The 24,466-nt window shown below is 69.9% G+C and carries 23 protein-coding genes; 14 read left to right on the top strand and 9 right to left on the bottom strand.

Annotated features, from left to right (window positions below; translation table 11 throughout):
• Together ACU4E7_RS17000 and ACU4E7_RS16995 are read left to right on the top strand one after the other, a co-directional pair.
• Nucleotides 1-198, top strand: coding sequence for a type II toxin-antitoxin system VapB family antitoxin (locus ACU4E7_RS17000; protein ID WP_447021657.1), 198 nt, complete (start codon nucleotides 1-3; stop codon nucleotides 196-198).
• On the top strand, nucleotides 195-560 hold the full coding sequence (locus ACU4E7_RS16995) for a type II toxin-antitoxin system VapC family toxin (RefSeq protein ID WP_238122764.1): 366 nt from the start codon (nucleotides 195-197) through the stop codon (nucleotides 558-560). Before ACU4E7_RS17000 ends, ACU4E7_RS16995 begins: the two co-directional genes overlap by 4 nt.
• Here ACU4E7_RS16995 and recQ read toward each other — a convergent pair whose 3' ends face one another.
• The gene (gene recQ, locus ACU4E7_RS16990; RefSeq protein WP_447019566.1) at nucleotides 561-2,375 is read right to left on the bottom strand and encodes a DNA helicase RecQ; all 1,815 of its coding nucleotides are present in this window, start codon (nucleotides 2,373-2,375) and stop codon (nucleotides 561-563) included. It lies immediately after the preceding gene.
• Nucleotides 2,376-3,183: 808 nt separating this feature from the next.
• A complete protein-coding gene (locus ACU4E7_RS16985) occupies nucleotides 3,184-3,900 on the bottom strand; it encodes a metal-dependent hydrolase (RefSeq protein ID WP_238122766.1) in 717 nt (238 codons plus the stop codon).
• 209 nt (nucleotides 3,901-4,109) lie between these two features.
• On the opposite strand from ACU4E7_RS16985, the gene ruvX reads away from it, so the two are divergent.
• Both ruvX and ACU4E7_RS16975 read left to right on the top strand, forming a co-directional pair.
• Nucleotides 4,110-4,637 carry a Holliday junction resolvase RuvX gene (ruvX, locus tag ACU4E7_RS16980; protein ID WP_238122767.1) on the top strand — a complete coding sequence of 176 codons (528 nt, stop codon included), beginning with the start codon at nucleotides 4,110-4,112 and terminating at the stop codon, nucleotides 4,635-4,637.
• Nucleotides 4,638-4,771: 134 nt separating this feature from the next.
• Complete coding sequence (locus tag ACU4E7_RS16975) at nucleotides 4,772-5,710, top strand: AEC family transporter (protein WP_447019565.1); 939 nt, start codon at nucleotides 4,772-4,774, stop codon at nucleotides 5,708-5,710.
• A gap of 59 nt (nucleotides 5,711-5,769) precedes the next feature.
• On the opposite strand, the gene ACU4E7_RS16970 is transcribed toward ACU4E7_RS16975, so the two are convergent.
• Nucleotides 5,770-6,228: a hypothetical protein gene (locus ACU4E7_RS16970; RefSeq protein ID WP_238122769.1), complete on the bottom strand. Its 459-nt coding sequence runs from the start codon at nucleotides 6,226-6,228 to the stop codon at nucleotides 5,770-5,772.
• A 248-nt stretch (nucleotides 6,229-6,476) separates the two neighbouring features.
• On the opposite strand from ACU4E7_RS16970, the gene ACU4E7_RS16965 reads away from it, so the two are divergent.
• The 4 genes from ACU4E7_RS16965 (at nucleotide 6,477) to dprA (ending at nucleotide 10,631) form a co-directional block, all read left to right on the top strand.
• Complete coding sequence (locus tag ACU4E7_RS16965) at nucleotides 6,477-7,436, top strand: aspartate carbamoyltransferase catalytic subunit (protein WP_447019564.1); 960 nt, start codon at nucleotides 6,477-6,479, stop codon at nucleotides 7,434-7,436.
• Nucleotides 7,429-8,745, top strand: coding sequence for a dihydroorotase (locus ACU4E7_RS16960; protein WP_447019563.1), 1,317 nt, complete (start codon nucleotides 7,429-7,431; stop codon nucleotides 8,743-8,745). Before ACU4E7_RS16965 ends, ACU4E7_RS16960 begins: the two co-directional genes overlap by 8 nt.
• A gap of 130 nt (nucleotides 8,746-8,875) precedes the next feature.
• Nucleotides 8,876-9,484, top strand: coding sequence for a glycerol-3-phosphate 1-O-acyltransferase PlsY (gene plsY, locus ACU4E7_RS16955; RefSeq protein WP_447019562.1), 609 nt, complete (start codon nucleotides 8,876-8,878; stop codon nucleotides 9,482-9,484).
• Nucleotides 9,485-9,494: 10 nt separating this feature from the next.
• Entirely contained in the window at nucleotides 9,495-10,631 is a 1,137-nt protein-coding gene (gene dprA, locus ACU4E7_RS16950; RefSeq protein ID WP_447019561.1) for a DNA-processing protein DprA, read from the top strand.
• 6 nt (nucleotides 10,632-10,637) lie between these two features.
• On the opposite strand, the gene ACU4E7_RS16945 is transcribed toward dprA, so the two are convergent.
• Nucleotides 10,638-10,862 carry a hypothetical protein gene (locus ACU4E7_RS16945; protein ID WP_447019560.1) on the bottom strand — a complete coding sequence of 75 codons (225 nt, stop codon included), beginning with the start codon at nucleotides 10,860-10,862 and terminating at the stop codon, nucleotides 10,638-10,640.
• Between the two features lie 469 nt (nucleotides 10,863-11,331).
• Here ACU4E7_RS16945 and topA point away from each other — a divergent pair, with 469 nt between their 5' ends.
• Complete coding sequence (gene topA, locus ACU4E7_RS16940; RefSeq protein ID WP_238122775.1) at nucleotides 11,332-14,073, top strand: type I DNA topoisomerase; 2,742 nt, start codon at nucleotides 11,332-11,334, stop codon at nucleotides 14,071-14,073.
• A gap of 51 nt (nucleotides 14,074-14,124) precedes the next feature.
• Here the strand turns inward: topA and ACU4E7_RS16935 are convergent, their stop codons facing one another.
• Together ACU4E7_RS16935 and ACU4E7_RS16930 are read right to left on the bottom strand one after the other, a co-directional pair.
• Nucleotides 14,125-15,693: an MDR family MFS transporter gene (locus ACU4E7_RS16935; protein WP_447019559.1), complete on the bottom strand. Its 1,569-nt coding sequence runs from the start codon at nucleotides 15,691-15,693 to the stop codon at nucleotides 14,125-14,127.
• A gap of 220 nt (nucleotides 15,694-15,913) precedes the next feature.
• Nucleotides 15,914-17,050, bottom strand: a complete 1,137-nt coding sequence (locus tag ACU4E7_RS16930; protein WP_238122777.1) for a zinc-binding metallopeptidase family protein — start codon at nucleotides 17,048-17,050, stop codon at nucleotides 15,914-15,916.
• A gap of 281 nt (nucleotides 17,051-17,331) precedes the next feature.
• Here ACU4E7_RS16930 and ACU4E7_RS16925 point away from each other — a divergent pair, with 281 nt between their 5' ends.
• Nucleotides 17,332-17,787, top strand: a complete 456-nt coding sequence (locus ACU4E7_RS16925; protein ID WP_447019558.1) for a DUF488 domain-containing protein — start codon at nucleotides 17,332-17,334, stop codon at nucleotides 17,785-17,787.
• A gap of 15 nt (nucleotides 17,788-17,802) precedes the next feature.
• On the opposite strand, the gene ACU4E7_RS16920 is transcribed toward ACU4E7_RS16925, so the two are convergent.
• The 3 genes from ACU4E7_RS16920 to ACU4E7_RS16910 all read right to left on the bottom strand — a co-directional run bounded on the left by ACU4E7_RS16920 (nucleotide 17,803) and on the right by ACU4E7_RS16910 (nucleotide 20,575).
• Nucleotides 17,803-19,413 (bottom strand): NTP transferase domain-containing protein, encoded by a 1,611-nt coding sequence (locus tag ACU4E7_RS16920; protein WP_447019557.1) that lies wholly within the window; start codon nucleotides 19,411-19,413, stop codon nucleotides 17,803-17,805.
• Nucleotides 19,410-20,117 carry an XdhC family protein gene (locus ACU4E7_RS16915; protein WP_447019556.1) on the bottom strand — a complete coding sequence of 236 codons (708 nt, stop codon included), beginning with the start codon at nucleotides 20,115-20,117 and terminating at the stop codon, nucleotides 19,410-19,412. Before ACU4E7_RS16915 ends, ACU4E7_RS16920 begins: the two co-directional genes overlap by 4 nt.
• A 134-nt stretch (nucleotides 20,118-20,251) precedes the next feature.
• Complete coding sequence (locus ACU4E7_RS16910; RefSeq protein ID WP_447019555.1) at nucleotides 20,252-20,575, bottom strand: XdhC family protein; 324 nt, start codon at nucleotides 20,573-20,575, stop codon at nucleotides 20,252-20,254.
• Between the two features lie 165 nt (nucleotides 20,576-20,740).
• On the opposite strand from ACU4E7_RS16910, the gene ACU4E7_RS16905 reads away from it, so the two are divergent.
• The 4 genes from ACU4E7_RS16905 to ACU4E7_RS16890 all read left to right on the top strand — a co-directional run bounded on the left by ACU4E7_RS16905 (nucleotide 20,741) and on the right by ACU4E7_RS16890 (nucleotide 24,399).
• Nucleotides 20,741-21,835 (top strand): lysine-2,3-aminomutase-like protein, encoded by a 1,095-nt coding sequence (locus ACU4E7_RS16905; RefSeq protein ID WP_447019554.1) that lies wholly within the window; start codon nucleotides 20,741-20,743, stop codon nucleotides 21,833-21,835.
• Between the two features lie 87 nt (nucleotides 21,836-21,922).
• Nucleotides 21,923-23,050, top strand: coding sequence for an NAD(P)-dependent alcohol dehydrogenase (locus ACU4E7_RS16900; protein ID WP_238122783.1), 1,128 nt, complete (start codon nucleotides 21,923-21,925; stop codon nucleotides 23,048-23,050).
• Between the two features lie 154 nt (nucleotides 23,051-23,204).
• On the top strand, nucleotides 23,205-23,870 hold the full coding sequence (locus ACU4E7_RS16895; RefSeq protein WP_447019553.1) for a hypothetical protein: 666 nt from the start codon (nucleotides 23,205-23,207) through the stop codon (nucleotides 23,868-23,870).
• A 7-nt stretch (nucleotides 23,871-23,877) separates the two neighbouring features.
• Nucleotides 23,878-24,399, top strand: coding sequence for a hypothetical protein (locus tag ACU4E7_RS16890; protein WP_238122785.1), 522 nt, complete (start codon nucleotides 23,878-23,880; stop codon nucleotides 24,397-24,399).
• Nucleotides 24,400-24,466: the final 67 nt, after the last annotated feature.

Raw genomic sequence — 24,466 nt, 5'->3', positions numbered from 1 at the left:
ATGCGCACCACCCTGTCGATTGATGACGACCTCCTCGCCAAGGCGCAGGCCTTGACCGGGGTGAAGGAGAAGTCCGCTGTGATACGGGAGGCGCTGAAAGCGCTCATCGCGCGTGAAAGCGCCCTGCGACTGGCTCGACTCGGTGGTTCGGAGCCGGACCTTCGTCCCGTCCCCCGCCGGCGCGCGGGCGGCGCATGATCCTGGTGGATACCTCGATCTGGATCGATCATCTGCGGGTGGGCGATGCCTTGCTGGTCCAGCGACTTGAAGCCGCTGAGGTGCTCTGCCACCCCTTCGTACTGGGCGAGCTGGCGCTCGGCAGCCTGCGGCAGCGGCATATGATCCTCAATGCGATAGCCAGCCTGCCACAAGCGGTTCAGGCGGAGGACGGGGAAGTCCTCGCTCTCATCGAGGCCGAAAAGCTGTTTGGTGAGGGAATTGGCTATGTCGACGCACACCTGCTGGCGGCGACCCGCCTGACCGCCGGAGGCCGGCTGTGGACCCGCGACCGAAGACTCAATGCCATCGGCACCCGCCTCGGCGTGGCCGCCGTCGGCTGATCAGCCCTCCCGCACCACTTCCAGGAACTGGGCGCCGTAGCGGGTGAGCTTGGCTTCGCCGACGCCGGAAATAGCCCCCAGGGCCCGCAGGCTCTGGGGGCGGCTGCGGGCGAGCTCCATCAGCGTAGTGTCGTGGAAGATCACATAGGGCGGCACGCCCTGGGCGCGGGCCAGTTCCAGCCGCAGGCCCTTCAACTTCTGGAACAGGGCCTCGTCGTCCGGATCGGCGAGGGCGGCCCGCGCCGGGCGGGTGCCGGCGGCCGGGCGCTGGGCCTTGGCGCGCACCTCCACCTTCAATTCCACCCGCTCGGCACCGCGCAGCACCGGCCGGCATTCGGCGGTGAGGCTGAGGCCACCGTGGCCTTCCACATCCACCTGCAACAAGCCCAGCGCCACCAATTGGCGGACGATGGCGCGCCACTGGTCGCGGGAGAAATCCTTGCCGATGCCGAAGGTGGTGAGCTTGTCGTGGCCGAACTTCACCACCTTCTCGTTGGCCTCCCCCAGCAGCACATCGATGACATGGCCGGCGCCGAACCGCTCGCCGGTGCGATAGACGCAGGACAACAGCTTCTGCGCCGCCTCGGTGCCATCGAAGGTCTGCGGGGGATCGAGGCAGGTGTCGCAATTGCCGCAGGGCTCGGCCAGCTCCTCGTCGAAATAGGAAAGCAGCACCTGGCGCCGGCAGCGGGCGGTCTCGCACAGGCCCAGCAGCGCATCCAGCTTCTGCCGCTCCACGAACTTGCGGGCCTCCGGCGCATCGGAGGAGGAGACGAACTGGATCAGCTTCGCCACATCCTCCACCCCGTAGAGCAGCAGGGTTTCCGAGGGCAGCCCGTCGCGGCCGGCGCGGCCGGTCTCCTGGTAATAGGCCTCGATGCTCTTGGGCAGGTCGAGATGCAGCACGAACCGCACGTCCGGCTTGTCGATACCCATGCCGAAGGCAACGGTGGCGACCATGATCACCGCTTCCTCCTTGAGGAAACGGTCCTGGTGGCGGGCGCGGGTGTCGGCATCGAGGCCCGCATGATAGGGCAGCGCGGTGAGGCCCTGGGTGGCCAGCATCTCGGCGGTGGCCTCCACCTTCGCCCGGCTCATGCAATAGACGATGCCCGCCTCGCCCTCATGCTCCTTGAGGAAGGTGCGCATCTGGGCGCGCGGATTGTTCTTCGGGGTGATGCGGTAGCGGATGTTCGGCCGGTCGAAGGAGGAGAGGAACACCTGCCCCTCGTCCAGCGCCAGCCGCTCCACAATCTCGCGCCGGGTCGGCCCGTCGGCGGTGGCGGTCAGCGCCAGCCGCGGCACGCCGGGAAAGCGCTCGTGCAGCACCGTGAGCTGGCGATATTCGGGGCGGAAGTCGTGCCCCCACTGGGACACACAATGGGCCTCGTCGATAGCGAACAAGGCAATATGGGTACCCGACAGCAGGTGAAGGAACGAATCGGTCAGCAGTCGCTCCGGCGCCACATAGAGCAGGTCGAGATCGCCATTGGCGAGATCCCGCTCCACCTGGCGCGCCTCCGCCGGCGGCAGAGAGGAGTTGAGCGCCGCGGCCCGCACGCCGAGCTGGCGCAGCGCCTGCACCTGATCGTGCATGAGCGCGATGAGCGGGGAAATGACGATGCCGGTGCCCGGCCGCACCAGCGCCGGCACCTGATAGCACAGGGATTTGCCCCCGCCGGTGGGCATCAGCACCAGGGCATCGCCCCCGGCCACCACATGCTCCACGATCTCCCTTTGCTTGCCGCGAAAGGCCTCGTAGCCGAAGACCTGGCGCAGCACGTGAAGCGGATCGGAGGAGCTGGAAGCGAGCATGGCCGAGTTATAGGCGCGAGAGCGAGTCGCGCAACGCCTGTCCTTCGTCGGCCCCGCGGCCGGGCAGAGCCCCGGCCCCTCCCTAGCCGAGCAGCAAAGCCCTCTCCCGCCTGCGGGGGAGGGTTGGGAGGGGGAACGGCGCAACCCCTCCCGCGGTCACCGCCGGGCAGGCGGGGCGCAGAGCATCGCCTCGCACCGAGACCCGCCAGACCGGAGCCCTGCCCCCACCCCAGCCCTCCCCCGCAAGCGGGAGAGGGAGCACGAGCGGCAATCTCAGGGCCAACGACAAGCGCAGTGCACCGGGGAAGGCCCGCCCCTCCCTAGCCGAGCGGCAAAGCCCTCTCCCGCCTGCGGGGGAGGGTTGGGAGGGGGAATGGCGCAACGCCTCCCGCGGTCACCGCCGGGCAGGCGGGGCGCAGAGCATCGCCTCGCACCGAGACCCGCCAGACCGGAGCCCTGCCCCCACCCCAGCCCTCCCCCGCAAGCGGGAGAGGGAGCACGAGCGGCAATCTCAGGGCCAACGACAAGCGCAGTGCACCGGGGAAGGCCCGCCCCTCCCTAGCCGAGCGGCAAAGCCCTCTCCCGCCTGCGGGGGAGGGTTGGGAGGGGGAATGGCGCAACGCCTCCCGCGGTCACCGCCGGGCAGGCGGGGCGCAGAGCATCGCCTCGCACCGAGACCCGCCAGACCGGAGCCCTGGCCCCACCCCAGGCCTCCCCCGCAAGCGGGAGAGGGAGTGAAGCCGGCGATTTCGGGGAAGATCTCCGAAGCGAGGCGTCCCGGAAACGGGCCACCGCGTGCAGGCCAGCGTCAGAGCTCGAACGAGCCGCCGCTGGCCGGCACCACCACCTTCACCGGGAAGCCCTCCAGGGCTGCCACGAAGGCGGAGGCGTCGGGGACCAGGAGGGGGAAGGTGCCGTAATGGCAGGGCACCACCACCTCGACGCCCGGCAGGAAGCGCTTCACCGCCAGAGCGGCCACTTCGGGGCCCATGGTGAAACGGTCGCCGATGGGCAGGATCACCACCTTCGGGGCGTGGATCTCGCACATCAGCGCCATGTCGGAATAGATGTCCGTATCGCCCATATGCCACACCGTGGGCTCGCCCGGCGCCTTGATGATGAGGCCGGTGGGGTTGCCCAGATATTCCGACGGCGCACCCGGCCCTCCCGAGGAATGATCGGCCCGCACCATGGTGACGGTGAAGCCGCCGAGATCCACGGTGCCGCCGGTGTTCATCATCACATTGGTGCCGCCGCAGCCCTTGGAGGCGAGATAGGCGCAGACTTCCGGATTGGTCACCACCGGGATCTCGGTGCCGGCGTCCGCCGCATCCTCGACGATGGAGACGGTGTCGCCGATATGGTCCGAATGGCCATGGGTGAGCAGGATGTGGGTGGCGCTGCGGGTGGCGTTTTCCACCCCGGCGTTGAAGCTCGGATTGCCGGTGTAGAACGGGTCGATGAGCACGCCCTTGCCGGCGAAATCGAGCCGGAAGGCGGCGTGGCCAAACCAGGTGATCTTCATGGAATTCAGGCCCTTTGGCAGCGCCGCGACATGCGCGCTCCGTTGAAATAAGGCACCGGCCTGCGACCGGCGGACGACAAGTCCGGCCGGAGTATCCGGGAAGCCCGGCCGGCGCGCAACGGGCGGGCGCGGCGGCGATGTGCACCCCCGTTGCGCGCCCCCGTTCCGCGCCCCATGGCCCCGATGGGGCCGGCGTGCTAGCCAGGGGCATGAGCGATACCCCCGCCCCCACCGCACCCATCGGGCCCCTGGCCGATCTCGCCGATCTGTTGCCCGAACGGGGCAGCCTCATCGGCCTCGATCTCGGCACCAAGACCATCGGTGTCGCCACCTCCGATCCCCAGCGCCGGCTCGCCACCACGGTGGAAACCGTGTGGCGCACCAAGTTCACCGCCGATGCCCAGCGCCTGCTGGCGCTTGCCGCCGAGCGGCAGGCGGTGGCCTTCGTGCTGGGCCTGCCACTCAACATGGATGGCTCCGAGGGCCCGCGCGCCCAGGCGAGCCGCGCCTTCGCCCGCAACCTCGCCAAGCTCACGCCCCTGCCCATCGCCTTGTGGGACGAGCGGCTCTCCACCGCCGCCGTGGAACGGGTGCTGATCTCTGCCGATGTCAGCCGCGCCCGCCGCGCCCAGGTGGTGGACCAGCACGCCGCCGCCTACATCCTGCAGGGGGCGGTGGATTTCCTGCACCATCGGGCGCGGGTGGCGAACGAAAACGGAATGCGCGACCCGGAGTGATTCGGTCCGCACCTGTTCGCGGCGCGTTCGCCGAGTTGTCCCGTTTTGGGACGCTGTCAAGCAACAAGGCGGTTTCGCGCGGCCCGAGAGGGCCTTAAGCAGGGACGTCTTCCCGCCCCAGGCTGCGCCGTTTCATGCTTCTGATCTTCTCCGCCCTCGTCCCGGTCTTCCTGGTCATCGCCCTCGGCGTGGCGCTGCGGCGCACCCTGCTGCCGGATCCGGTGCACTGGGTGGCGCTGGAACGGCTCACCTATTTCATCCTGTTCCCCGCTCTCTTGGTGGTGTCGGCGGTCAAGGCCGACCTCGCGCGGGTGAACATTGTGGCGGTGGCCGGCGCGCTGGTGGGCGCCATCCTGATCCTGTCCGGGCTGATCATCCTGTTCCAGGGCGGCATCCGCAGCCGGCTGGAAGCCTCGGGGCCCGCCTTCACCTCCCTGTTCCAGGGGGCGGTGCGGTGGAACACCTATATCGTGCTGGCGGTGGCCGGCGGGCTCTACGGGGCCGAGGGCATCACCATCGCCGCTTTGGCCCTGGTGGTGATGATTCCCCTCGTCAACATCATCTGCGTGCTGGTGCTCGCCACCTACTCGGGCCAGCGGGCCCCGGGCTTTCGCTATGTGGCGGGGCAGATCATCCGCAATCCCTATATCGCCGCCTGTGTCATCGGCTCGGTGCTGAACGTGGCCCACGTGCCGGTGCCGGCGGTGGTGCTGGAGTTCATCGACATCCTCGGCCGCGCCTCACTGGCGGTGGGGCTGCTGGTGGTGGGCGGCGGGCTGGCGGTGCGGCAGATGACGCGGCTGAAGCCCATCGTCATGGCCACCCTGGGGCTGAAGCTACTGGTGAAGCCGGTCATCGCCATCGCGCTGGCGGTGCTGTTCGGCGTCACCGGGGCCGAGCTGGTGGTGGTGGCGGTAGCCGCCGCCGTGCCCGCCGCCCCCGGCGGCTATGTGCTGGCGCGGCAGATGGGGGGCGACGCGCCGTTGATGGCGGAAATCCTCACCATGCAGATCATCGCCGCGGCGGTGACGCTGCCGGTGGTGGTGGCCATCGCCAGCCATCTGGCGGCCTGAGGCCCGGCGAGCGGCGAAAGGGGCGGCGTTGCGCCACCCACTTCGTCTCGCGCGAGAGATCAGCAGGGCGACCAGTAGCCGGCGCCGCCGGGCCCGGTGTTCACCCAGCAGCTGCGCGGACGCGGCGGCGGGGCTTCCAGATAGACTTCCGGCTCCGGCTCCACATAGATGCGCGGTGGCTGCGCATAATAGACCGGCGGCGGCGGGGCCGAGGCGGCACCGGCGATGGCGGCCGCGCCCAGGATACCCAAAGCGATGCCGGCGCCCACGGCGGCCCCATTGTTGGAGGGCGGCGGCGCGCAGCCCCAGCAGCCGCCATACCAGCGGCCGCGATACCAATAGCCCACCTCGGTGACCGGCGCGCCATGGGCGGCGCTCAGCGCGGCGCGGCCGCTGCCCATGGCGGCGGCGGCCGGTGCGGCCGTGCCGAAGACGGTGGCCGCGGCCAGCGTCAGGGCCAGCGCCCTGCCCTTCAGGCCGGAGCCGGCCGGTCCCCGCGCTTCAATCGGTGAAGTCATGGCGAACATACTCCATTCACACGCGCTGCCCGGACCGGACCGAGGCGGAGCGATGCCCGTCGCCCCGTCGCCATCCCAGGCACGATCGCAGCCTCAGCGCGCCTCGCAGCCAAAGTGTGGCGCAGCCCCGGCGTTTGCGCGTTCCTTTCTTGGACATCGTGAACGCCTCCTGAATCGGACCCGCGGGGGAGAACAAAGCCGATGCGGCTTGCCCCAGGCCTGCGCTGCGGCTATGCCTGCGGCCTGCCATGTCCCCTGCATCCGCACCCGCCCCCGCCTTCACCCTCTCCGGCCGAGACCTGCTCGGCATCGAAGGCCTCACGGCCGGCGAGATCTCATCTCTGCTCGACCTTGCGGAGGAGTTCGTTGAACTCAACCGGCAGATTGAGAAGAAGCGCACCACCTTGCGTGGGCGCACGCAGATCAACCTGTTCTTCGAGGCCTCCACCCGCACCCAGTCCTCCTTCGAGATCGCCGGCAAGCGGCTCGGGGCGGACGTCATGAACATGTCCGTCGGCTCCTCTTCGGTGAAGAAGGGGGAAACGCTGGTGGACACGGCCATGACGCTGAACGCCATGCACCCGGATATCCTGGTGGTGCGCCACCACGCCTCCGGCGCCGCCGCGCTGCTGGCCCGCAAGGTGGACTGCTGCGTGGTGAACGCCGGTGACGGCGCCCATGAGCACCCCACCCAGGCCCTGCTCGATGCCCTCACGATCCGCCGCAACAAGGGCCGGATCGAGGGGCTGACCGTGGCCATCTGCGGCGACGTGCTCCATTCGCGGGTGGCGCGCTCCAACATCCTGCTGCTGTCGGCGCTGGGCGCGCGGGTGCGCCTCGTCGCCCCGTCCACTTTGCTGCCCGCCGGCATCGACCAGTTCGGCGTCGAGGTCTACCGCTCCATGGAAGCCGGGCTGGAGGGCGCCGACATCATCATGATGCTGCGCCTCCAGCGCGAGCGCATGAGCGGCTCCTTCGTGCCTTCGGTGCGGGAATACTTCCACTATTTCGGCCTCGACGAGGCCAAGCTGCGCTACGCCGACAAGGATGTGCTGGTGATGCATCCCGGCCCCATGAACCGGGGCGTGGAGATCGACTCGGCCGTGGCCGACAGCCCGCGCTCGCTGATCCGCGAGCAGGTGGAAATGGGCGTCGCCGTGCGCATGGCGGTGCTCGATACCCTGGCCCGGAAGCTGCCCAATGCGTGATGCCCGCTTTTCCGCGCGTGAGCCGCGGCCTCTCCTGCTCGCCAATGCCCGCGTGGTGGATCCCTCCCGCGGCGCCGATTTCCACGGCGACGTGTTCCTCGCCGATGGCGTGATCAAGGACACCGCCTTCGGCCTCGCCGCCGCCGGCATTCCCGACGGCGCCGAGGTGGTGGACTGCGCCGGCGCGGTGGTGGCGCCGGGGCTGGTGGACATGCGCGCCTTCGCTGGCGAGCCCGGCTTCGAGCACCTGGAAACCCTCGCCTCCGCCAGCCATGCGGCGGCCGCCGGCGGCGTCACCACCCTCGTGTGCCAGCCCGACACCGACCCGGTGGTGGACGATCCGGCCCTGGTGGACTTCATCCTGCGCCGCGCCCGCGACACGGCGGTGGTGCGGGTGCACCCCATGGCCGCCATCACCAAGGGCCTGCGTGGCGAGGAGATGACCGAGATGGGCCTGTTGAAGGCGGCCGGCGCGGTCGCCTTCACCGATGCCCACACGTCCATCATGAGCGCCCTGGTGCTGCGCCGGGCGCTCTCCTACGCCCGCGATTTCGACGCCCTCATCGTGCACCACACGGAGGATGCGACCCTCTCCAAGGGTGCCATGAACGAGGGCGAATTCGCCTCCCGGCTCGGCCTGCCGGGCATTCCCAAGGCCGCCGAAACCATTGTCCTGGAGCGCGACCTGCGCCTGGTGGCGGGGGTGCGCGGCGCCTATCACGCCGCCGCCCTCACCTGCGCCGAATCGCTGGAGGTGCTGCAGCGGGCCAAGGAAGCCGGCCTGCCGGTGACCGCCTCGGTCTCGGTGAACCATCTGTCGTTCAACGAGATGGATGTGTCCGGCTACCGCACCTATTTCCGCCTGCAGCCGCCGCTGCGGGCCGAGGAGGACCGGCAGGCGCTGATCGCCGCTCTGTCCTCCGGTCTGCTGGATGTGGTGGTGTCGGATCATGTGCCGCAGGACGTGGAAGGCAAGCGCCTGCCCTTCTCCGAGGCGGAGCCCGGCGCCATCGGCCTGGAAACCCTGCTGCCCGCCAGCCTGCGGCTGGTGCATTCCGATGCGGTGGACTTGGTGAACCTGCTGGCGGCCCTGTCCACCCGGCCGGCGGAAATTCTCGGCCTCAACGCCGGAACCCTGAAGCCGGGCGCCCCGGCCGATGTGGTGGTGTTCGATCCCGACATGCCGTTCGTGCTGGAGCCGGGCCAGCTGAAGTCCCGCTCCCGCAACACGCCGTTCGACGAAGCGCGGCTGAGCGGCCGGGTGCTGCGCACCATCGTTGCCGGCGCCGTGGTCTACGAATACGTTTGACCCTGGTCGATCCCTGACCTTCTGCCCCGCGGCGCCGCGCTCCCCGGACCGGAGCGCCGCGGACCTTCAAGACGCCGCCTGAGCGCCCGCCAGATGTGGTGGGCGAGCGGGTGCCAGATCCAGGCCCGCCATGCTCGCTGCCCTTCCGCCGTCGCTGCTGCATCCCCTGGCCCTGGTGTTCGGCTATCTGCTCGGCTCCATTCCATTCGGCCTGCTGCTCACCCGCTCGGCCGGCACCACCGACATCCGCTCCATCGGCTCCGGCAACATCGGCGCCACCAACGTGCTGCGCACCGGGCGCAAGGACCTCGCCGCCTTGACCCTTTTGGGCGATGCGCTGAAGGGCACCCTGGCGGTGCTTATCGCCGCCCATCTGGCAGGCCCGGCCGGTGCGCTGGCGGCCGGCCTCGGCGCCTTCCTCGGCCATGTCTTTCCGGTGTGGCTGAAGTTCCGGGGCGGCAAGGGGGTCGCCACCTTCCTGGGGGTGACCCTGGCCCTGAGCTGGCCGGCGGCGCTGGGCTTCGCCCTCGCCTGGCTCGCCGTGGCCTTCCTCACCCGCTACTCGTCGCTGGCCGCTCTGGTGGCCTCGGTGGTCACCGTGATCGTCGCAGCGCTCACCGCCGACGCGCCCACGGCGCTGCTGCTGGCCGTGCTCACTATGCTGCTGTGGGCGAAGCACCATGCCAACATCCGCCGCCTGCTGGCAGGAACGGAAGGCAAGATCGGCGCGAAGGGCTGAGGCGGCAGCTATGGCCGGCAAGGCGCGCTCCATTCCCGGCCCCGGCAAAGGCGAACTGCTGAGCCCCGAGCAGCGGCTGGACTGGCTGCGCCTGATCCGCACCGAGAATGTGGGGCCACGCACCTTCCGCGCCCTCATCAACCAGTTCGGCGGTGCGGCCGCCGCCCTGGAAGCGCTGCCGGGGCTGGCCCGCCGCGGTGGCCGGCTCATGCCACCGAAAACCCCGACCCGCGCCGAGGCGGAAGCGGAGGTGGCGGCGCTGGCCCGCGGCAAGGCGCGGCTCGTCGCCCTCGGCGAAGCCGACTACCCGCTGGCCCTGCGGCACCTCGACGATGCCCCGCCGCTGCTGGCGGTGCGCGGGGTCACGGCGCTGCTGCAGCGGCCCATGGTGGCCATCGTCGGCGCCCGCAATGCCTCCGCCGCCGGCCGCACTTTCGCCCAGAAGCTGGCGCGGGAGCTGGGGGCGGCAGGCTGGGTGGTGGCCTCCGGCCTGGCGCGAGGCATCGACACCGCCGCCCATGAGGCGAGCCTGGCCACCGGAACCGTGGGCGTATTCGCCGGAGGCCTCGCCCGCCCCTATCCGCCGGAGAATCTCAAGCTGATCGAGGCGGTGGCGGAAACCGGCGTGGTGGCCTCGGAAATGCCGCTGACCTGGGAGCCCCGCGCCCGCGACTTTCCCCGCCGCAACCGGCTGGTGTCCGGCATGGCCCTGGGGGTGGTGGTGGTGGAAGCGGCGGAACGCTCCGGCTCGCTCATCACCGCCCGGCTCGCCGCCGAGCAGGGCCGCGAGGTGTTCGCGGTGCCCGGCTCGCCGCTGGACCTGCGGGCGGGCGGCACCAACCGGCTCCTGAAGCAGGGCGCCACCCTCGTCACCACCACCGAGGATATTCTCGAGGTGCTCGGCCCCATTGCCGGCCGCCCGCCGCAAGAGGATGTGGAGGCGCCGCGCCCGCCCGCCGAACCAGCCGCCCCGGCGGACGATGTGCGGGCCCGCATCATCGAGCTGCTGGGGCCCACGCCGGTGCTCATCGACGACCTGGTGCGCCTTGCCGCCTGCAGCGTGGCGGAGGTGCAGGTGGTGCTGCTGGAGCTCGACCTGGCGGGTCGTCTGGACCGCCCCGGCGCCGGCCTGGTGGCCCTGCGGTGAGGCGCCTCAGGGCTCGCGCGTGCCTTGCCGGGAGGCCGACCCCGCCTGGCCCGCCTTGCCCCCCTCCAACGACAGGCTCCGCGCCTCCAGCCGCGCGATCTCCAGGAGATAAGCCAGGGTCAGAAGGCCGCTCGCCCGCGACAGGCGCGACAGCTCGCCGGTCAGCGAGGCCACATAGGCCGCGACGGCGGAAGGATCTCCGGTAACCGGAGGAACAGATGTGTCATCCATGGACCCGCCCCTTCAGCGACAATCCGTTCGGTCAGAAGACCCGTCATAGCGGTTGATGCAGTTATTTGAACATACTCTAGGTTGTATTCCGCAAGGGGCGGTGCGACCATCTCGCCCCAGTCTCCGCCTGCGTGGGCATCGCCCGGGGTCGCTGGCCCCAGGCGCTGCCCGCGCCGCAGCATTCATCGGCCCGTCGGCCGCGCCTTGGCATTTGACAGGCGGCGTTCCGCTCCCCATGTTGCAGCCCGCCTTATGGGACCCTTGTGACCCGCTAGCGCCGTTTCGACCGCGAAACCGGTGCAGCCCGTCACAAGGCCCGGCTTCGGGGGAGGCCTGTGGCACGACAGGGCAAGATCGTGCGCGGATCCACGGCACCGGCCGCCCCGCGCGATGGCGTCATTGGGTGCCGCATCCCTTCCCGTGAGGACCGCGCAATGGGGCCGCGGTCTAATGAGAGACATGGATCGTCATGCAGGTCGTCATCGTCGAATCGCCGGCTAAAGCGAAGACGATCAACAAATATCTGGGTCCGGGCTACGAGGTTATCGCCTCCTACGGCCATGTGCGCGACCTGCCCTCCAAGGATGGCTCGGTGGATCCCGACGCCGACTTCCGCATGCTCTGGGAGGTGGACCCCAAGGCGCAGAAGCGGCTGAACGAGATCGCCACCGCCGTGAAGGGGGCCGACGGCCTGATCCTCGCCACCGACCCGGATCGCGAAGGCGAGGCCATCTCCTGGCACGTGCTCGAGGTGCTGAAGCAGAAGAAGGCGCTCAAGGGCCAGAAGGTCGAGCGGGTGGTCTTCAACGCCATCACCAAGCAGGCGGTGCTCGACGCCATGAAGGCGCCCCGCGCAATCGACGTCGCTTTGGTGGACGCCTATCTCGCCCGCCGCGCCCTCGACTATCTGGTGGGCTTCACCCTCTCCCCCGTGCTGTGGCGCAAGCTGCCCGGCGCCCGTTCCGCCGGCCGCGTGCAGTCGGTTGCGCTGCGCCTCGTCTGCGACCGCGAGCGGGAGATCGAGACCTTCGTTCCGCGCGAATACTGGTCCATCGTCGCCCGCCTCGCCACGCCCCGCGCCGAGGAATTCGAGGCCCGCCTCTCCGGCGCCGACGGCAAGAAGATCACCCGCCTCACCGTGGGCAATGGGGAGGAGGCCAAGGCCTTCCGCGCCGCCCTGGAGAATGCCGCCTTCCGCGTGCGCTCGGTGGAGGCCAAGCCGGTCAAGCGGCACCCCCAGCCACCCTTCACCACCTCCACCCTGCAGCAGGAAGCGAGCCGCAAGCTGGGCCTCGCCCCGGCCCGCACCATGCAGATCGCCCAGCGCCTCTATGAAGGCGTGGACGTGGGCGGCGAGACGGTGGGTCTCATCACCTATATGCGAACCGACGGCGTCGACATGGCCCCCGAGGCCATCGCCGCCACCCGGGGCACCATCTCCCAAACGTTCGGCCCCCGCTACCTGCCGGGCGTGCCCCGCAAATATACGGTGAAGGCCAAGAACGCCCAGGAGGCCCACGAGGCCATCCGCCCCACCGATCCCCACCGGCACCCGCGGGAGGTGGCCCGCCATCTCGACCCGGAACAGGCCCGGCTCTATGAGCTGATCTGGACCCGCACCGTGGCGAGCCAGATGGAATCCGCGGAGCTGGAGCGCACCACCGCCGATATCGAGGCCAAGGTGACCTCCTCCGGCGCCTCGCGCATCCTCGACCTCACCGCGACCGGCACCGTCGTCAAGTTCGACGGCTTCCTCACCCTTTATCGGGAGGGCAAGGACGACGAGGATGACGACGAGGAGGGACGCCGTCTGCCCGCCATGCGCGCCGACGAAGGCCTCGACAAGCGAGAGATCGTCACCTCGCAGCACTTCACCGAGCCTCCTCCGCGCTATTCGGAAGCCTCGCTGGTGAAGCGGATGGAAGAGCTCGGCATCGGCCGACCCTCCACCTATGCGGCGGTGCTCGCCGTTCTGCGCGACCGCGAATACGTCAAACTCGAGAAGAAGAAGCTCTTCCCGGAAGACAAGGGCCGCCTTGTCACCGCCTTTCTGGAGAGCTTCTTCAAGCGTTATGTGGAGTATGACTTCACCGCCGGCCTGGAAGAGAAGCTTGACGAGATCTCGGCCGCCGAGATCGACTGGAAACAGGTGCTACGTGATTTCTGGCGGGATTTTTATGCCGCCATCGAAGCCACCAAGGACCTGCGCGTCTCCCAGGTGCTCGACGCCCTGGACGAGATGCTCACCGCGCACATCTTCCCCCCCAAGGCCGACGGTTCCGACCCCCGCCTGTGCCCCACCTGCGGGGCCGGCCGGCTGTCGCTGAAGATGGGCAAGTTCGGCGCTTTCATCGGCTGCTCGAACTATCCCGAATGCCGGCATACCCAGCCTTTGAGCGGCGACGGCGCCCCTGAGGGGGACGGCAAGCGCATCCTCGGCATCGACCCCGAAAGCGGCGACGAAGTGAGCCTGCGCACCGGCCGCTTCGGCACCTATCTGCAATTGGGCGAGGGTAAGGACGGGGAAAAGCCCAAGCGCTCCTCCCTCCCCAAGGGCCTTGCCGCCGCCGACGTGGATCTCGATACCGCATTGAAATTACTGTCTTTGCCCCGCGAGATCGGCAAGCATCCGGAGGATGGCGAGCCGATCCTCGCCGGCATCGGCCGCTACGGCCCCTACGTCCAGCACGGCCGCACCTACGCCAATCTGGAAGGCGGTGACGACGTTCTGAACGTGGGCCTGAACCGCGCCGTAACGCTGATTGCCGAGAAGCAGAGCAAGGGCCGCGGTGGCCGTGGCGCTGCCCCGGCGGGTCGCGAGCTGGGGGAACACCCCACCCTGGGCGGCGCGATAACGGTGCGCGCGGGGCGCTATGGTCCTTATGTGAACCACGGCAAGGTCAACGCCACCCTGCCCAAGACCACCGATCCCGAAGGCCTCACCCTGGCCGACGCCGTGGCGCTGATCGACGCCAAGGCCGCCAGCGCCCCGGCCAAGGCCCCGCGCAAAAGCGCGGCCAAGACGACGTCCAAGACAGCCAGCAAGTCGACCTCCAAAACGGCCGGCAAGTCTTCCGCGAAGGCGGGGGAGGACAGTGCGACGGCGACCAAGAAGCCGGCGGCCAAGAAGGCTACCACCAAGGCTACCGCCAGGAAGCCGAGCGTGAAGAAGGCCGGCGCCGCAAAGGCCGCGGTCGATCCCGAGGCCTGAGCGGACCCCGTCCCGCCCCGCGGGACGGACGTGGCTCAGCCGGGCCGGGGCTCACTCCGGCCCGATGCCGCCCTCCTCGGCGGCCACGCGCACCGAGGTGCGCAAGGGGCGTTCGGCCATGGCCCAAAAGAAGCCCAGGCTCACCAGCATCAGCACCGCGAGGGTGGCGAACAGCAGGTGAAAGCCGGCTTCCATGGCCGCCGCGGGCAGGCGCCCGCCCAGCATTTCCACACTGCCCCCGCCCTGCACGCTCGCCACCGCGAGCAGCAGCGCGCCCAGCACCGCCACCGCGGCCGCGCCGCCCAGCTGACGGAAGAAGGTCATGGCCCCGGTGGCGGTGCCCATGCGATGCGGCTCGACGGCGTTCTGGATCGAAACCGTGCACACTGGCAACACCATGCCGATGCCGATGCCCACCACCGCCAGCAGCGCCATCACCACGTCGAGCCGAAGGCCGGTATGGAGCCAGGCCAGGGCAGCGAGGGCGAGAGTCGCCAGCAGCGCGCCCATCAGCGCCGGTGTCTTGTAATGCTCCAGGTGCCGCATCACCCGGCCCACCAGGTTCGCGCCGCACACCACCCCCGCCACCAGCGGAATGAGCCCCAGGCCGGACTGGCTGGCGGAGAGGCCGCGTCCCAGCTCGAAATAGAGCGGCAGGAAGATGGACAGGCCCACCATGGTGCCCACCGCCGCGGTCGCGGCGGGGATCGCCCGGCTCATCACCGGATTGGTGAGAAGGTCGAGGGGCAGAAACGGCTCCGGCGTGCGCCGCACATGCCAGACGAACAGCACCGCGAGCACAGCGGCGGCGCCGCCCAGCAGCAGGATCGGCGTCGACGCCCATGGATAGACGACCCCGCCCCACGACAGGACCAGGAGCAGGCAGAGGCTGCCGAGCATCATCAATCCCGCGCCAGTGTAATCCATGCGATGCCGACGCTCGTGGCGGGGCAGCTGGCGCAGGATGCGATCGGTGGAGACGAGGGCGGCGATGCCGAGCGGCACGTTGATCCAGAAGATCAGCGACCAGTGCAGATGCTCGGCGAAGAAGCCCCCCAGCACCGGACCCGCCACGCTGGAGGCTGCGAAGACGGTGGCAATCTGGCCCTGGTAGCGTCCCCGCTCCCGGGGCGACACCACATCCGCGATGATGGTCTGCGAGAGGGAGATGAGGCCGCCGCCGCCCAACCCCTGCAGGCCCCGCGCCAGCACCAGAACCAGCAGATTCGGCGCCAGCGCACAGGCCACAGAGGCGACGGTGAACACCGCCACGGACACCAACAGCATCACCCGCCGGCCATAGATATCGCTCAGCTTGCCATAGAGTGGCGTCGCGACGGTGCCGGTCAGCAGATAGGCGGTGGCCACCCACGGCAGGTTGGCGAAATCCCCGAAGGCGGCGCCGATGCTCGGCAAGGCGGTGGCGACAATGGTCTGGTCGAGGGCTCCGAGCAGCATCGCCAGCATGACGCCGAAGATGATGCGGCGCACCGCCAGATGCCCGAGCCCCGCCTCCCCCGCACCAGGGCTCAGGGCGGGTTCGCAGGGGACTGGCGAAGACACGGAGGGGCGATGGCAGGTCATGGCGGCGGGGGGCGCGAGGAGCGGTGGCGGCAGCATCACGCCTCCGCAACGGGCGGAGACGGGCCTGGCCACAGTGGAAACTGGGAGGGGAAGAGCCGGACGGCGTGAGAGCGCAGCCGGATCCATTCGGTTCACGTGGTGCAGGTGCGGACCATGCCTCGCGCGAGACGTGTATACAAGTGTGCAGCGCCGCCCGGTGCGCAGACCCCCGCGCGGGGGCGTGCGCAAGGCGCATGACTGGGCCCGGGTGCCGGGGTCAGCCCACCGGCGAAGGCGCACCGTCCACGGGCGTCGCGGCAACGGGCACCTCCGCCACCGCCGCCCGCACCGGATCCGCCGGCGTGGCGCGATGCACGAGATCGTGAATGAAGCCCAGCTTGGCGACCACCCCGGGTCCAAGCACGAACGGATAGGCATCGGCCATGCCCAGGCAGCGGTTCAGGCTGTTGAGCGCGAAGGCAATGGGCAGCCACGCATCCACCAGTTGCGAGATCTCATAGGCACGATAGGGATTGAAATTCACCTGCGCGCTCAGATCACCCTTGCGATCCAGCCGCGGCTGCACGCTCATGCCGAAGGCGCCAGCCATCTCCAGCGTATCGACGATGTGCACATAGTGCTTGAAGGTCTCCGCGAAATCCTCCCACGGATGGGCGGTGGCGTAGGCGGAAACATGGTTGGCCCGCCAGTCCGCCGGCGGCCCCGCCTGATAATAGGCCTCGAGCGCCGCACCATAATCCCGGCTCTCATCGCCGAACATCTCGCGGAAGGCAGGGATCCGTCCGCCATCGCGAACCAGGACGTTCCAATAATAATGGCCCACTTCGTGACGGAAGTGGCCGAGCAGGGTGCGATAAAGTTCGCCCAGGTCGTTGCGGCGCTGTTCGCGCTCCGCGTCATCGGCCTCCGCCAGGGCGATGGTGACAAGGCCTTCATCATGCCCCGTCATCACCCGTGGCGCCTGCGGATCGGGCGCGTCGGCCAGGAAATCGAAGCAAAGGCCACCCTCGCGATCCTCATTGCTCTGCAGCGGCAGGCCCAGGCGCAGCAGGGAATAGATGAGCCGGTGCTTGGCCACCTCGATCTTCTGCCAACGCCGCAGCTGCTGCGGATCGCCCAGGTCCGGCACCGTGCGATTGTGGCGACAGGCCTGGCAATAGGCACCTTCCTGCTCGGCCGGCACCAGCCAGTTGCAAGCATCATAGGCGGTATTGGCGCAGAAGCGGAAGCGCCGCTGATCCACCCCCACCGCACGCCACACGTCGCCATCGGCTTCCAGCTCAACGAGAGTGTTGAGGTCTGGAACGAAGCCCAGGCCATGGCCACACTTCTCGCACCGCCGATTCTCAAAATAGAGCAACTGGCCACAGACATCGCAGCGGAACAGGCGCATGATGCTCCCTCACTCGCAGTATTTCAGGCTTGAGCCCTAGCATATATCGCCGGTGAGGGAGCACCGGTTCCTGCTTCCCGGGAAATATTCGCAACGCAACATGCACCACGAGTGCATTGCGGCAACGCCCTGCGCCCTTGTCTTGGCGCTCACGCGCCAGCAGAGTGCCCGTCTGTCATCCTGCGGCACCCACCCTCTCAGGCTCGTGCCTTGCGACCCAGGCCTCCCGCTCCACACCCTGCGACCCATGCCCAGCGACCCACGCCCAGCGCCCCATGCCCATGACCGCAACGTCTCTCTTCACCATCGGTTACGAGCAGACCACACCCGGCGCCTTCCAAAGCGCGTTGGCCGAGGCGCAGGTCGACCTGCTGGTGGATGTGCGGGCGGTGGCGGCCTCGCGGCGGCCCGGCTTCTCCAAGACCGCCCTCGCCACGACAGTCAGCGCGCAAGGCATCGGCTATGTGCATCTGCGCGCCCTCGGCACGCCGAAGGAGGGCCGCCTGGCCGCCCGCACGGGCGATCACGCCACCCTGATGCGCATCTATGACGCGCACCTGGCGACCGCGCCGGCGCAAGCCGCATTGGCCGAGCTGGCCGGCCTCGCCCAGGGCCGGCGTGTGTGCCTCATGTGTTACGAGCGGCATGTGGAGGGCTGCCACCGGCTGCGTCTCGCGCAATGGCTTTGCGAGCGCTTCGATGCAGCCGCCACCCATCTGGTGGCGGCGCCATTCTAGCCGGGGCCCGGCCCCTCATTCGGCGAGGGCGGCCCGGGCCTCCGCCAGCAGGCGTGGGGTATCCACATCGAGAAAGGCTCCGGCGCCGGTGGCCTCCACCTCCGCCACCGCCTCCTGGTTTTCCGCCAGCAGATGGCGCGCCCCCACATCGCCTTCCAAGGCCATGAGCGCCGGGAAATAGCGTCGCGACCACAGCACCGGATGGCCCCGCACGCCCCCGGCAACCGGCACCACGATCAGCCGTCCGGCGGCGGGGGCATGGGCGGCCATCAGCCGGTCCAGCAACTGCGGCTCCATCAGGGGCATGTCGCCCAGAACCACCAGCGCACCGGCCGCCTCCTCGGGCACCGCGGCCACCCCGGCCCGCAGCGAGGAAGCCATGCCGCTGGCGAAGGCCTCATTGTGCACCAGCTGCACCGGCAGGCCCTTGAGCGCCGCCGCCACGTCCGCCCCCTGATGGCCGGTGACGACGATGACCGGCCGCGCCCGCGACGCCAGCGCCGCCTTGGCCACGCGCCGGATGACCGGTTCGCCGGCCACCTCCGCCAAAAGCTTGTTGGTGTCGCCGCCCATGCGCGAGCTGCGGCCCGCCGCCAGGATCACCGCCGCAAAGCCCATGCTGTCGTCCTCCGGCTCCAGGCGGGGCGCGGGCCGGCTGGCGATCTCGCTCAGAAGCCCGCCGCAGCCCAGGCGGCCGATGTCGGCGGCGCTCACCGCGATGCCGGCCAGCAGCCGCATCAGGATCCAGTCGAAACCATTCTCCTTGGGGCTGCGCGCGCAGCCGGGCGCGCCCAGAACCGGCACCTCCCCCATCTGCCCCAGCAGCAGCAGATTGCCCGGATCCACCGGCATGCCCAGGCGGATCACCCGCCCGCCGGCCGCCTCCAGCGCCGCCGGCACCACATCGCGCCGATCGGCAATGGCCGAGGCGCCGAACACGATGACCAGTTCCGCCCCCTCCGCCACCACGTCGCGCAGGGCGTCGCGCAGCGGCTCCGGCGCGTGGGCGCAGTGTCGGGTGGTGCAGACGTCCGCCCCGGCCCGCGCCAGCCGCGCCCGCGTCACCGCCACGGTCTTCGCCATCACCTTTTCCGCAAAGCCGGGCAGCACGGTGGAAATGAGCGCCACCCGGCGGAGCTGAAACGGCGCGACGGACATCAGTCCCGGCGCCACCTGCGCCGCCGCGTTCACCAAAGGCCGGGCCACCGCATAGGGAATGACCTTTACCGTGCCGACCAGCTCGCCGGCGGCCACCGCCCGCAGATCCGGCAACGTGGCCAGGGTGATGGCTTCATCCACGCTGTTGAAGGCATCCACCGCCGCGCGGTCGGCCCGCAGCACCCCGGCGCAGGCGGCGTAGAGATTGGCGCGGCCGGTGAAGGGCGCATCCACCTGGACCTGGTCGCCCACAACGGCGTCAGCCAGGATGCGCGCCGCCGTATCCTCCGGCAGGTCGTCCGCCTCCAGGCGGGCCGCCACCACCGTGCGAAACCCCGCGCGCTCCAGCTCCACAAGCTCGCGGGCGCTGAGACGGCTGCCTTTCTTGATCACCAGCCCGTCGAGCCGCACCGAATGCGCGGCGATGGCCCCTTCGGCCTCGGCGAGTGGAAGCGGTCCGAATCTCACGCCGCCGCCTCCGCCGCCTGCGACGGACGCGGCTTGCGCAGGGCCTGGATGACCTCCGCCAGCACCGCCACGGCGATCTCGGGCGGGCTCGCCGCGCCGATGTCGAGGCCGATCGGCGCATGCAGCCGCGCCAGCGTCTGCGCATCGAACCCCTGCGCGGCCAGGCGGTCCAGCCGCTTGGCGTGGGTCCGCCGCGAGCCCAGCGCGCCGATATAGAAGCAGCCGGCCTTCAGCGCCTCCACCAGGGCCGGATCGTCGATCTTGGGATCATGGGTCAGGGCCACCATGGCGGTGAAGGGATCGAGCCCATAAGCCGGCAGCGCCACATCCGGCCACTCGGCGATCACCGGCACCTCGGGAAACCGCTCGGCGGTGGCGAAGGCGGTGCGCGGATCGAGAATGGTGGTGTCGAACCCGGCGATGGCCGCCATCGGCGCCAGCGCCTGCGAGATATGCACGGCGCCGATCACCAGGAGCCGCGGGGCGGGAATCTCCACCGTGAGGAAGGCGCGCTCCGCCCCCTCCCCCACCACGCCGCTGCGCCCGCTCGCCAGCGCCGCGCGCAGGGCCGGTGCCAGCGGATCGTCCGCCACCTCTGCCGCCCGCACCAGCCGCTGATCGCCACTGCCGAGGGCGGTCACCACGACACAGGCGCGACGCGCGGCACGCTCGGCATTGAAGGAAGCAAGCAGATCGAGACGCATCACATGGCCCTTTGCGGTCGCTCAGGCGACCAGCTCTGAAGGAAGCGGGATCGCACGGGGATGCTCCACCGGCAACATTCTTCTTCCCGAACGAACATAACGACAGACCCGCGGCAACCGGAAGGGCGGGCCGTTCACATCACCGGCTCGACATACACACAGATCCGCCCGCCGCAGGACAGGCCCACCGTCCAGGCCGCCTCGTCCGCCACGCCGAACTCCAGCGTGCGGGGCTGGCCGGACGCGATGACGTCGATAGCCTCGTTCACCACCGCGCCTTCCACGCACCCGCCGGACACCGAGCCGAGAAAATTCCCCGTCTCGTCGATCACCAGATGGCTGCCCACCGGCCGCGGCGCCGAGCCCCAGGTTTCGAGCACGGTGGCCAGTGCCACCCCGCGCCCTTCCCGCCGCCAGCGCTCCGCTGCGGCCAGCACATCGTCTTCCCGCGCGAACATGCGCTTCTCCTCGCCACCGGTGGCGTCATTCCGGACGCCGCCGGCCTCAATCTGGTGCAAATCACCCTATCCCTCTATAGATGCGCCGATCATCCTGCTGGCGCCAGCCCCTATGCGTGGCGCCGGCGGTGTCGCGCACCGCCGCGCGGCCGCCGAGAGCCCGTCATGTCCCGCACCGCTTTGCCCCCGCCTAACGTCCACGCCCTTCCCGCGCTCGCGGCCCCGACCCTGCGCAGCGCCGACGAGCTGGTGCAGGCGGGCCTTGCCCCCACGGCGGCGCGCACGGAACTGGATGCGGTCGGCGCGCGCTATGCGCTGGCGCTCACCGCGACCCTGGCGGACACCATCGACCGGAGCGATCCAGCCGACCCCATCGCCCGTCAGTTCGTGCCCGACATCCGCGAGTTGGAGATCCAGCCCGAGGAACGCGCCGACCCCATCGGCGATGACGCCCATTCCCCGGTTCCCGGCATCGTCCACCGCTATCCCGATCGCGCCCTGCTGAAGGTGATCGGCGTGTGCGCCGTCTACTGCCGCTTCTGCTTTCGCCGGGAGATGGTGGGCCCGGGCGCGCAGAACCTGCTCTCCCCGGCGGCGCTCGAAGGGGCGTTCGCCTATCTGGCGGCGCATCCGGAGATCTGGGAGGTGATCCTGACCGGCGGCGACCCCTTCATGCTGGCGCCGCGCCGCATGGCGGACGTGGTGGAGCGGCTGGCCGCCATTGCCCATGTGAAGGTCGCGCGCTTCCACACCCGGGTTCCCATCGCGGCACCGGAGCGCGTCACCGCGGAGCTGGTGGCGGCCCTGCGCGCGCCGGGCCTCACGCCTTATGTGGCGATCCACGCCAACCATGCGCGCGAGCTGACCCCGGCCGCGCGGGACGCCATCGCCCGCATGGCCGATGCGGGCATTCCGCTGGTGTCGCAGACAGTGCTGCTGCGCGGCGTGAACGACGACGTGGCCACCCTGGCGGCGCTGTTCCGCGCCTTGGTGGAATGCCGGGTGAAGCCCTATTACCTGCATCATCCCGATCTTGCCCCCGGCACCCGTCATTTCCGGCTGCCGATCGCCGAGGGGCAGGCGCTGATGCGAGCGTTGCGCGGGCGCCTCTCCGGCCTCGCCCTGCCCACCTATGTGCTCGACATCCCCGGTGGCGCCGGCAAGGTGCCGCTGCTGCCGAACCATCTGGAGCCGGAGGGCGAGCGGCTGCGAGTCACCGACAATTGCGGCGGCGTCCACCTCTATCCACCCGAGGCGTGAGCCGGCGCTGCGTTGACGGCGGTCAATGCCTCGGGCCACGCTAGCGGCTAGAAGCGGCTCATAAGACCATAAGGGAGCGTCAAGGCCATGTCCGAGATCCTCGAGCAGACCACCGCCACACCCAAGCGGCCGTCGCCACAAGTCCCCAAGATGAAGGCGGCCATTTTCGTCGAGAACAACCGCATCGTCCTCGACGAAAAGCCAATTCCCGATGTGGGGCCGCTGGATGCGCTGATCCGCATCACCACCACCACCATCTGCGGCACCGACATCCACATCCTCAAGGGTGAGTATCCGGTGGCCAAGGGCCTCACCATCGGTCATGAGCCGGTGGGCATCATCGAGAAGCTGGGCTCGGCGGTGGAAGGCTTCACGGAAGGCCAGCGGGTGATTGCCGGCGCCATCACCCCCTCGGGCTATTCCAACGCCTGCCTGTGTGGCTGCGGCTCCCAGGATGGTCCGCGCATGAAGCACGGCTTCAAGCCCATGGGCGGCTGGCGCTTCGGCAACACCATCGACGGCGCTCAGGCAGAATATCTGCTGGTGCCCGATGCCATGACCAACCTCGCGCCGGTGCCCGAGCTGCTCTCCGACGAGCAGGTGCTCATGTGCCCGGACATTATGAGCACCGGCTTTTCCGGCGCCGAGCACGGCAAGATCCAGATCGGCGACACCGTGGCGGTGTTCGCCCAGGGCCCCATCGGCCTGTGCGCCACCGCTGGCGCGCGCCTCATGGGGGCGAGCCGCATCATCGCCGTCGACCGCGTGCCGGCGCGCCTGGAGGTGGCCCGCGCCATGGGCGCCGACGAGGTGGTGGACTTCTCCCAGGTGGACCCGGTGGAGGAGATCCTGCGCCTCACCGACGGGCGCGGCGTCGACGTGGCCATCGAGGCGCTCGGTCGCCAGGAAACGTTTGAAGCGGCGCTGCGCATCCTGCGGCCCGGCGGCACCCTGTCGTCGCTCGGCGTCTATTCCTCGGATCTGCGGATCCCTCTGGACGCCTATCACGCGGGCCTGGGCGACACGACCATCGTCAATTCCCTGTGCCCCGGCGGCAAGGAGCGGATGCGCCGCCTCATGGACGTGGTGGCATCGGGGCGGGTGGACGCCCGCGCCCTGGTGACGCACCGCTTCAAGCTGGACGACATCGAAGCAGCCTATGACCTGTTCGGCCATCAGCGCGATGGCGTGCTCAAGGTGGCCATCACTCCTTAGGTGGCAGGCGGCGCCGGCCACCCGAGCCGGAGCCGCGCCCCTCATCAACGCGATGCCTCCGGATGGTCACGGAGGTATCTTTCCCCAGGGAGATGGTCCGCTTAGGATCGTCAGGCCCGCCGGCAACCTGCCGGAGTGAAGAGGATGACGTGGAATGCACCCATTTTTCCTTGGCCGCAGCGGCTTTCTTCTCGGCTTGGCGGTCGGCGCCGGGGCCATCGCCTTCGGCCCCCGGGTGCTGCGCGTCGCGCGCCCTCTCGCCAAGGATGCCGCCGATGCCGGCAAGGCCGGCTATGAGGCGGCCCGCGATGCCGCTGCGAAGACTGGCACCGAAGTCAAGGAGCTGGTGAGCGAGACCGCTGGCGAGATCAAGGCTGCCGCCGGCAAGATGGCGACCGCCGTCGCCGTCGCCGCCGCCACCCGCCGGGCGCCGGGTCAAGCCGCGGAGGCGGCGCATGACGTGGTGACCGAGGTGGTGGATGTGGCACCCGCCGCGCCCCGCCGCGCCCGCACTGCGCGCCCCAGCCGTTCCCGCTCCAGCGCCCGCAAGGTCGATCTGCCGGCGGTGCCGGCCGGCGAGGCGGAGGCCGTCGTCGCCCGCCCGGTGGCCACCCCGCGCCGGCGCAGCGCCGCCAAGACCGCATCGGCGAAGGCCACCACGGAAGTCGCCACCGACGTGAGCGCTGCCAAGCCGACCGCCGCCTCTGCCCGCAAGGCCGCGCCGCGCAAGGCGGCCCCCCGCAAGCGCGCGGCCAAGCCCGCCACGCCGGCGGTGACCGAAGCACCCAGCGCCGCGGTGACACCGGACGAGAAGGCCTGAACCGCCGATGTCCGAGTTCATCTTGGTGCGTGTCGCCCACCAGACGGTGGGCCGCACGCGGCTGGTGGCACTCTCGCCCCTCGATGGCAGCACGCTGGCGGCCTGTGCCACCCGCGTGAATGCCTCAGGCCTCGCCCGCGCCGAGGCGCGCCCACGCAGCAACGGGCTCATCCTCACCCACGCCGGCCCCTGGCAGGCGGTGGCCGACAGCCTGCATGCCGCCGGCTTGCGGCTGCCGGCTGGCGCCGAATTGGCGCCTGCGCCGGTGGGGGCGGCACCCCCCGCCCGCACCCCCCGCCGCCCGGCCGGGCACCCCATCGGCGCCGCCTATGACGCTTTCGCTCGCAGCAATGCGGCGGTGGCCGAGGCCAGTGGCGGACGGCTGGATATCACCAATGCCGCCTTTCTGCTGCTCGTCGCCAGCGGCATGGTGCAGCTGATGCGGGGGCAGATCGCCGGCCCGGCCCTCTCGCTGTTCAGCCAGGCGTTGACCTTGGCGGTGCTGCACGGCAAGGCCGCGCCACGCTAAAGAAAGGCCGCGCCACGCCGAATAGAGGCCGCGCCACACTGAATGTCGCCTGATCGCGCGGGAGAGC

The organism is Xanthobacter sp. ZOL 2024 (assembly GCF_052932325.1).
Note: the sequence above shows the minus strand (reverse complement) of the source record. Positions and strands in the feature narration are given on the sequence as shown.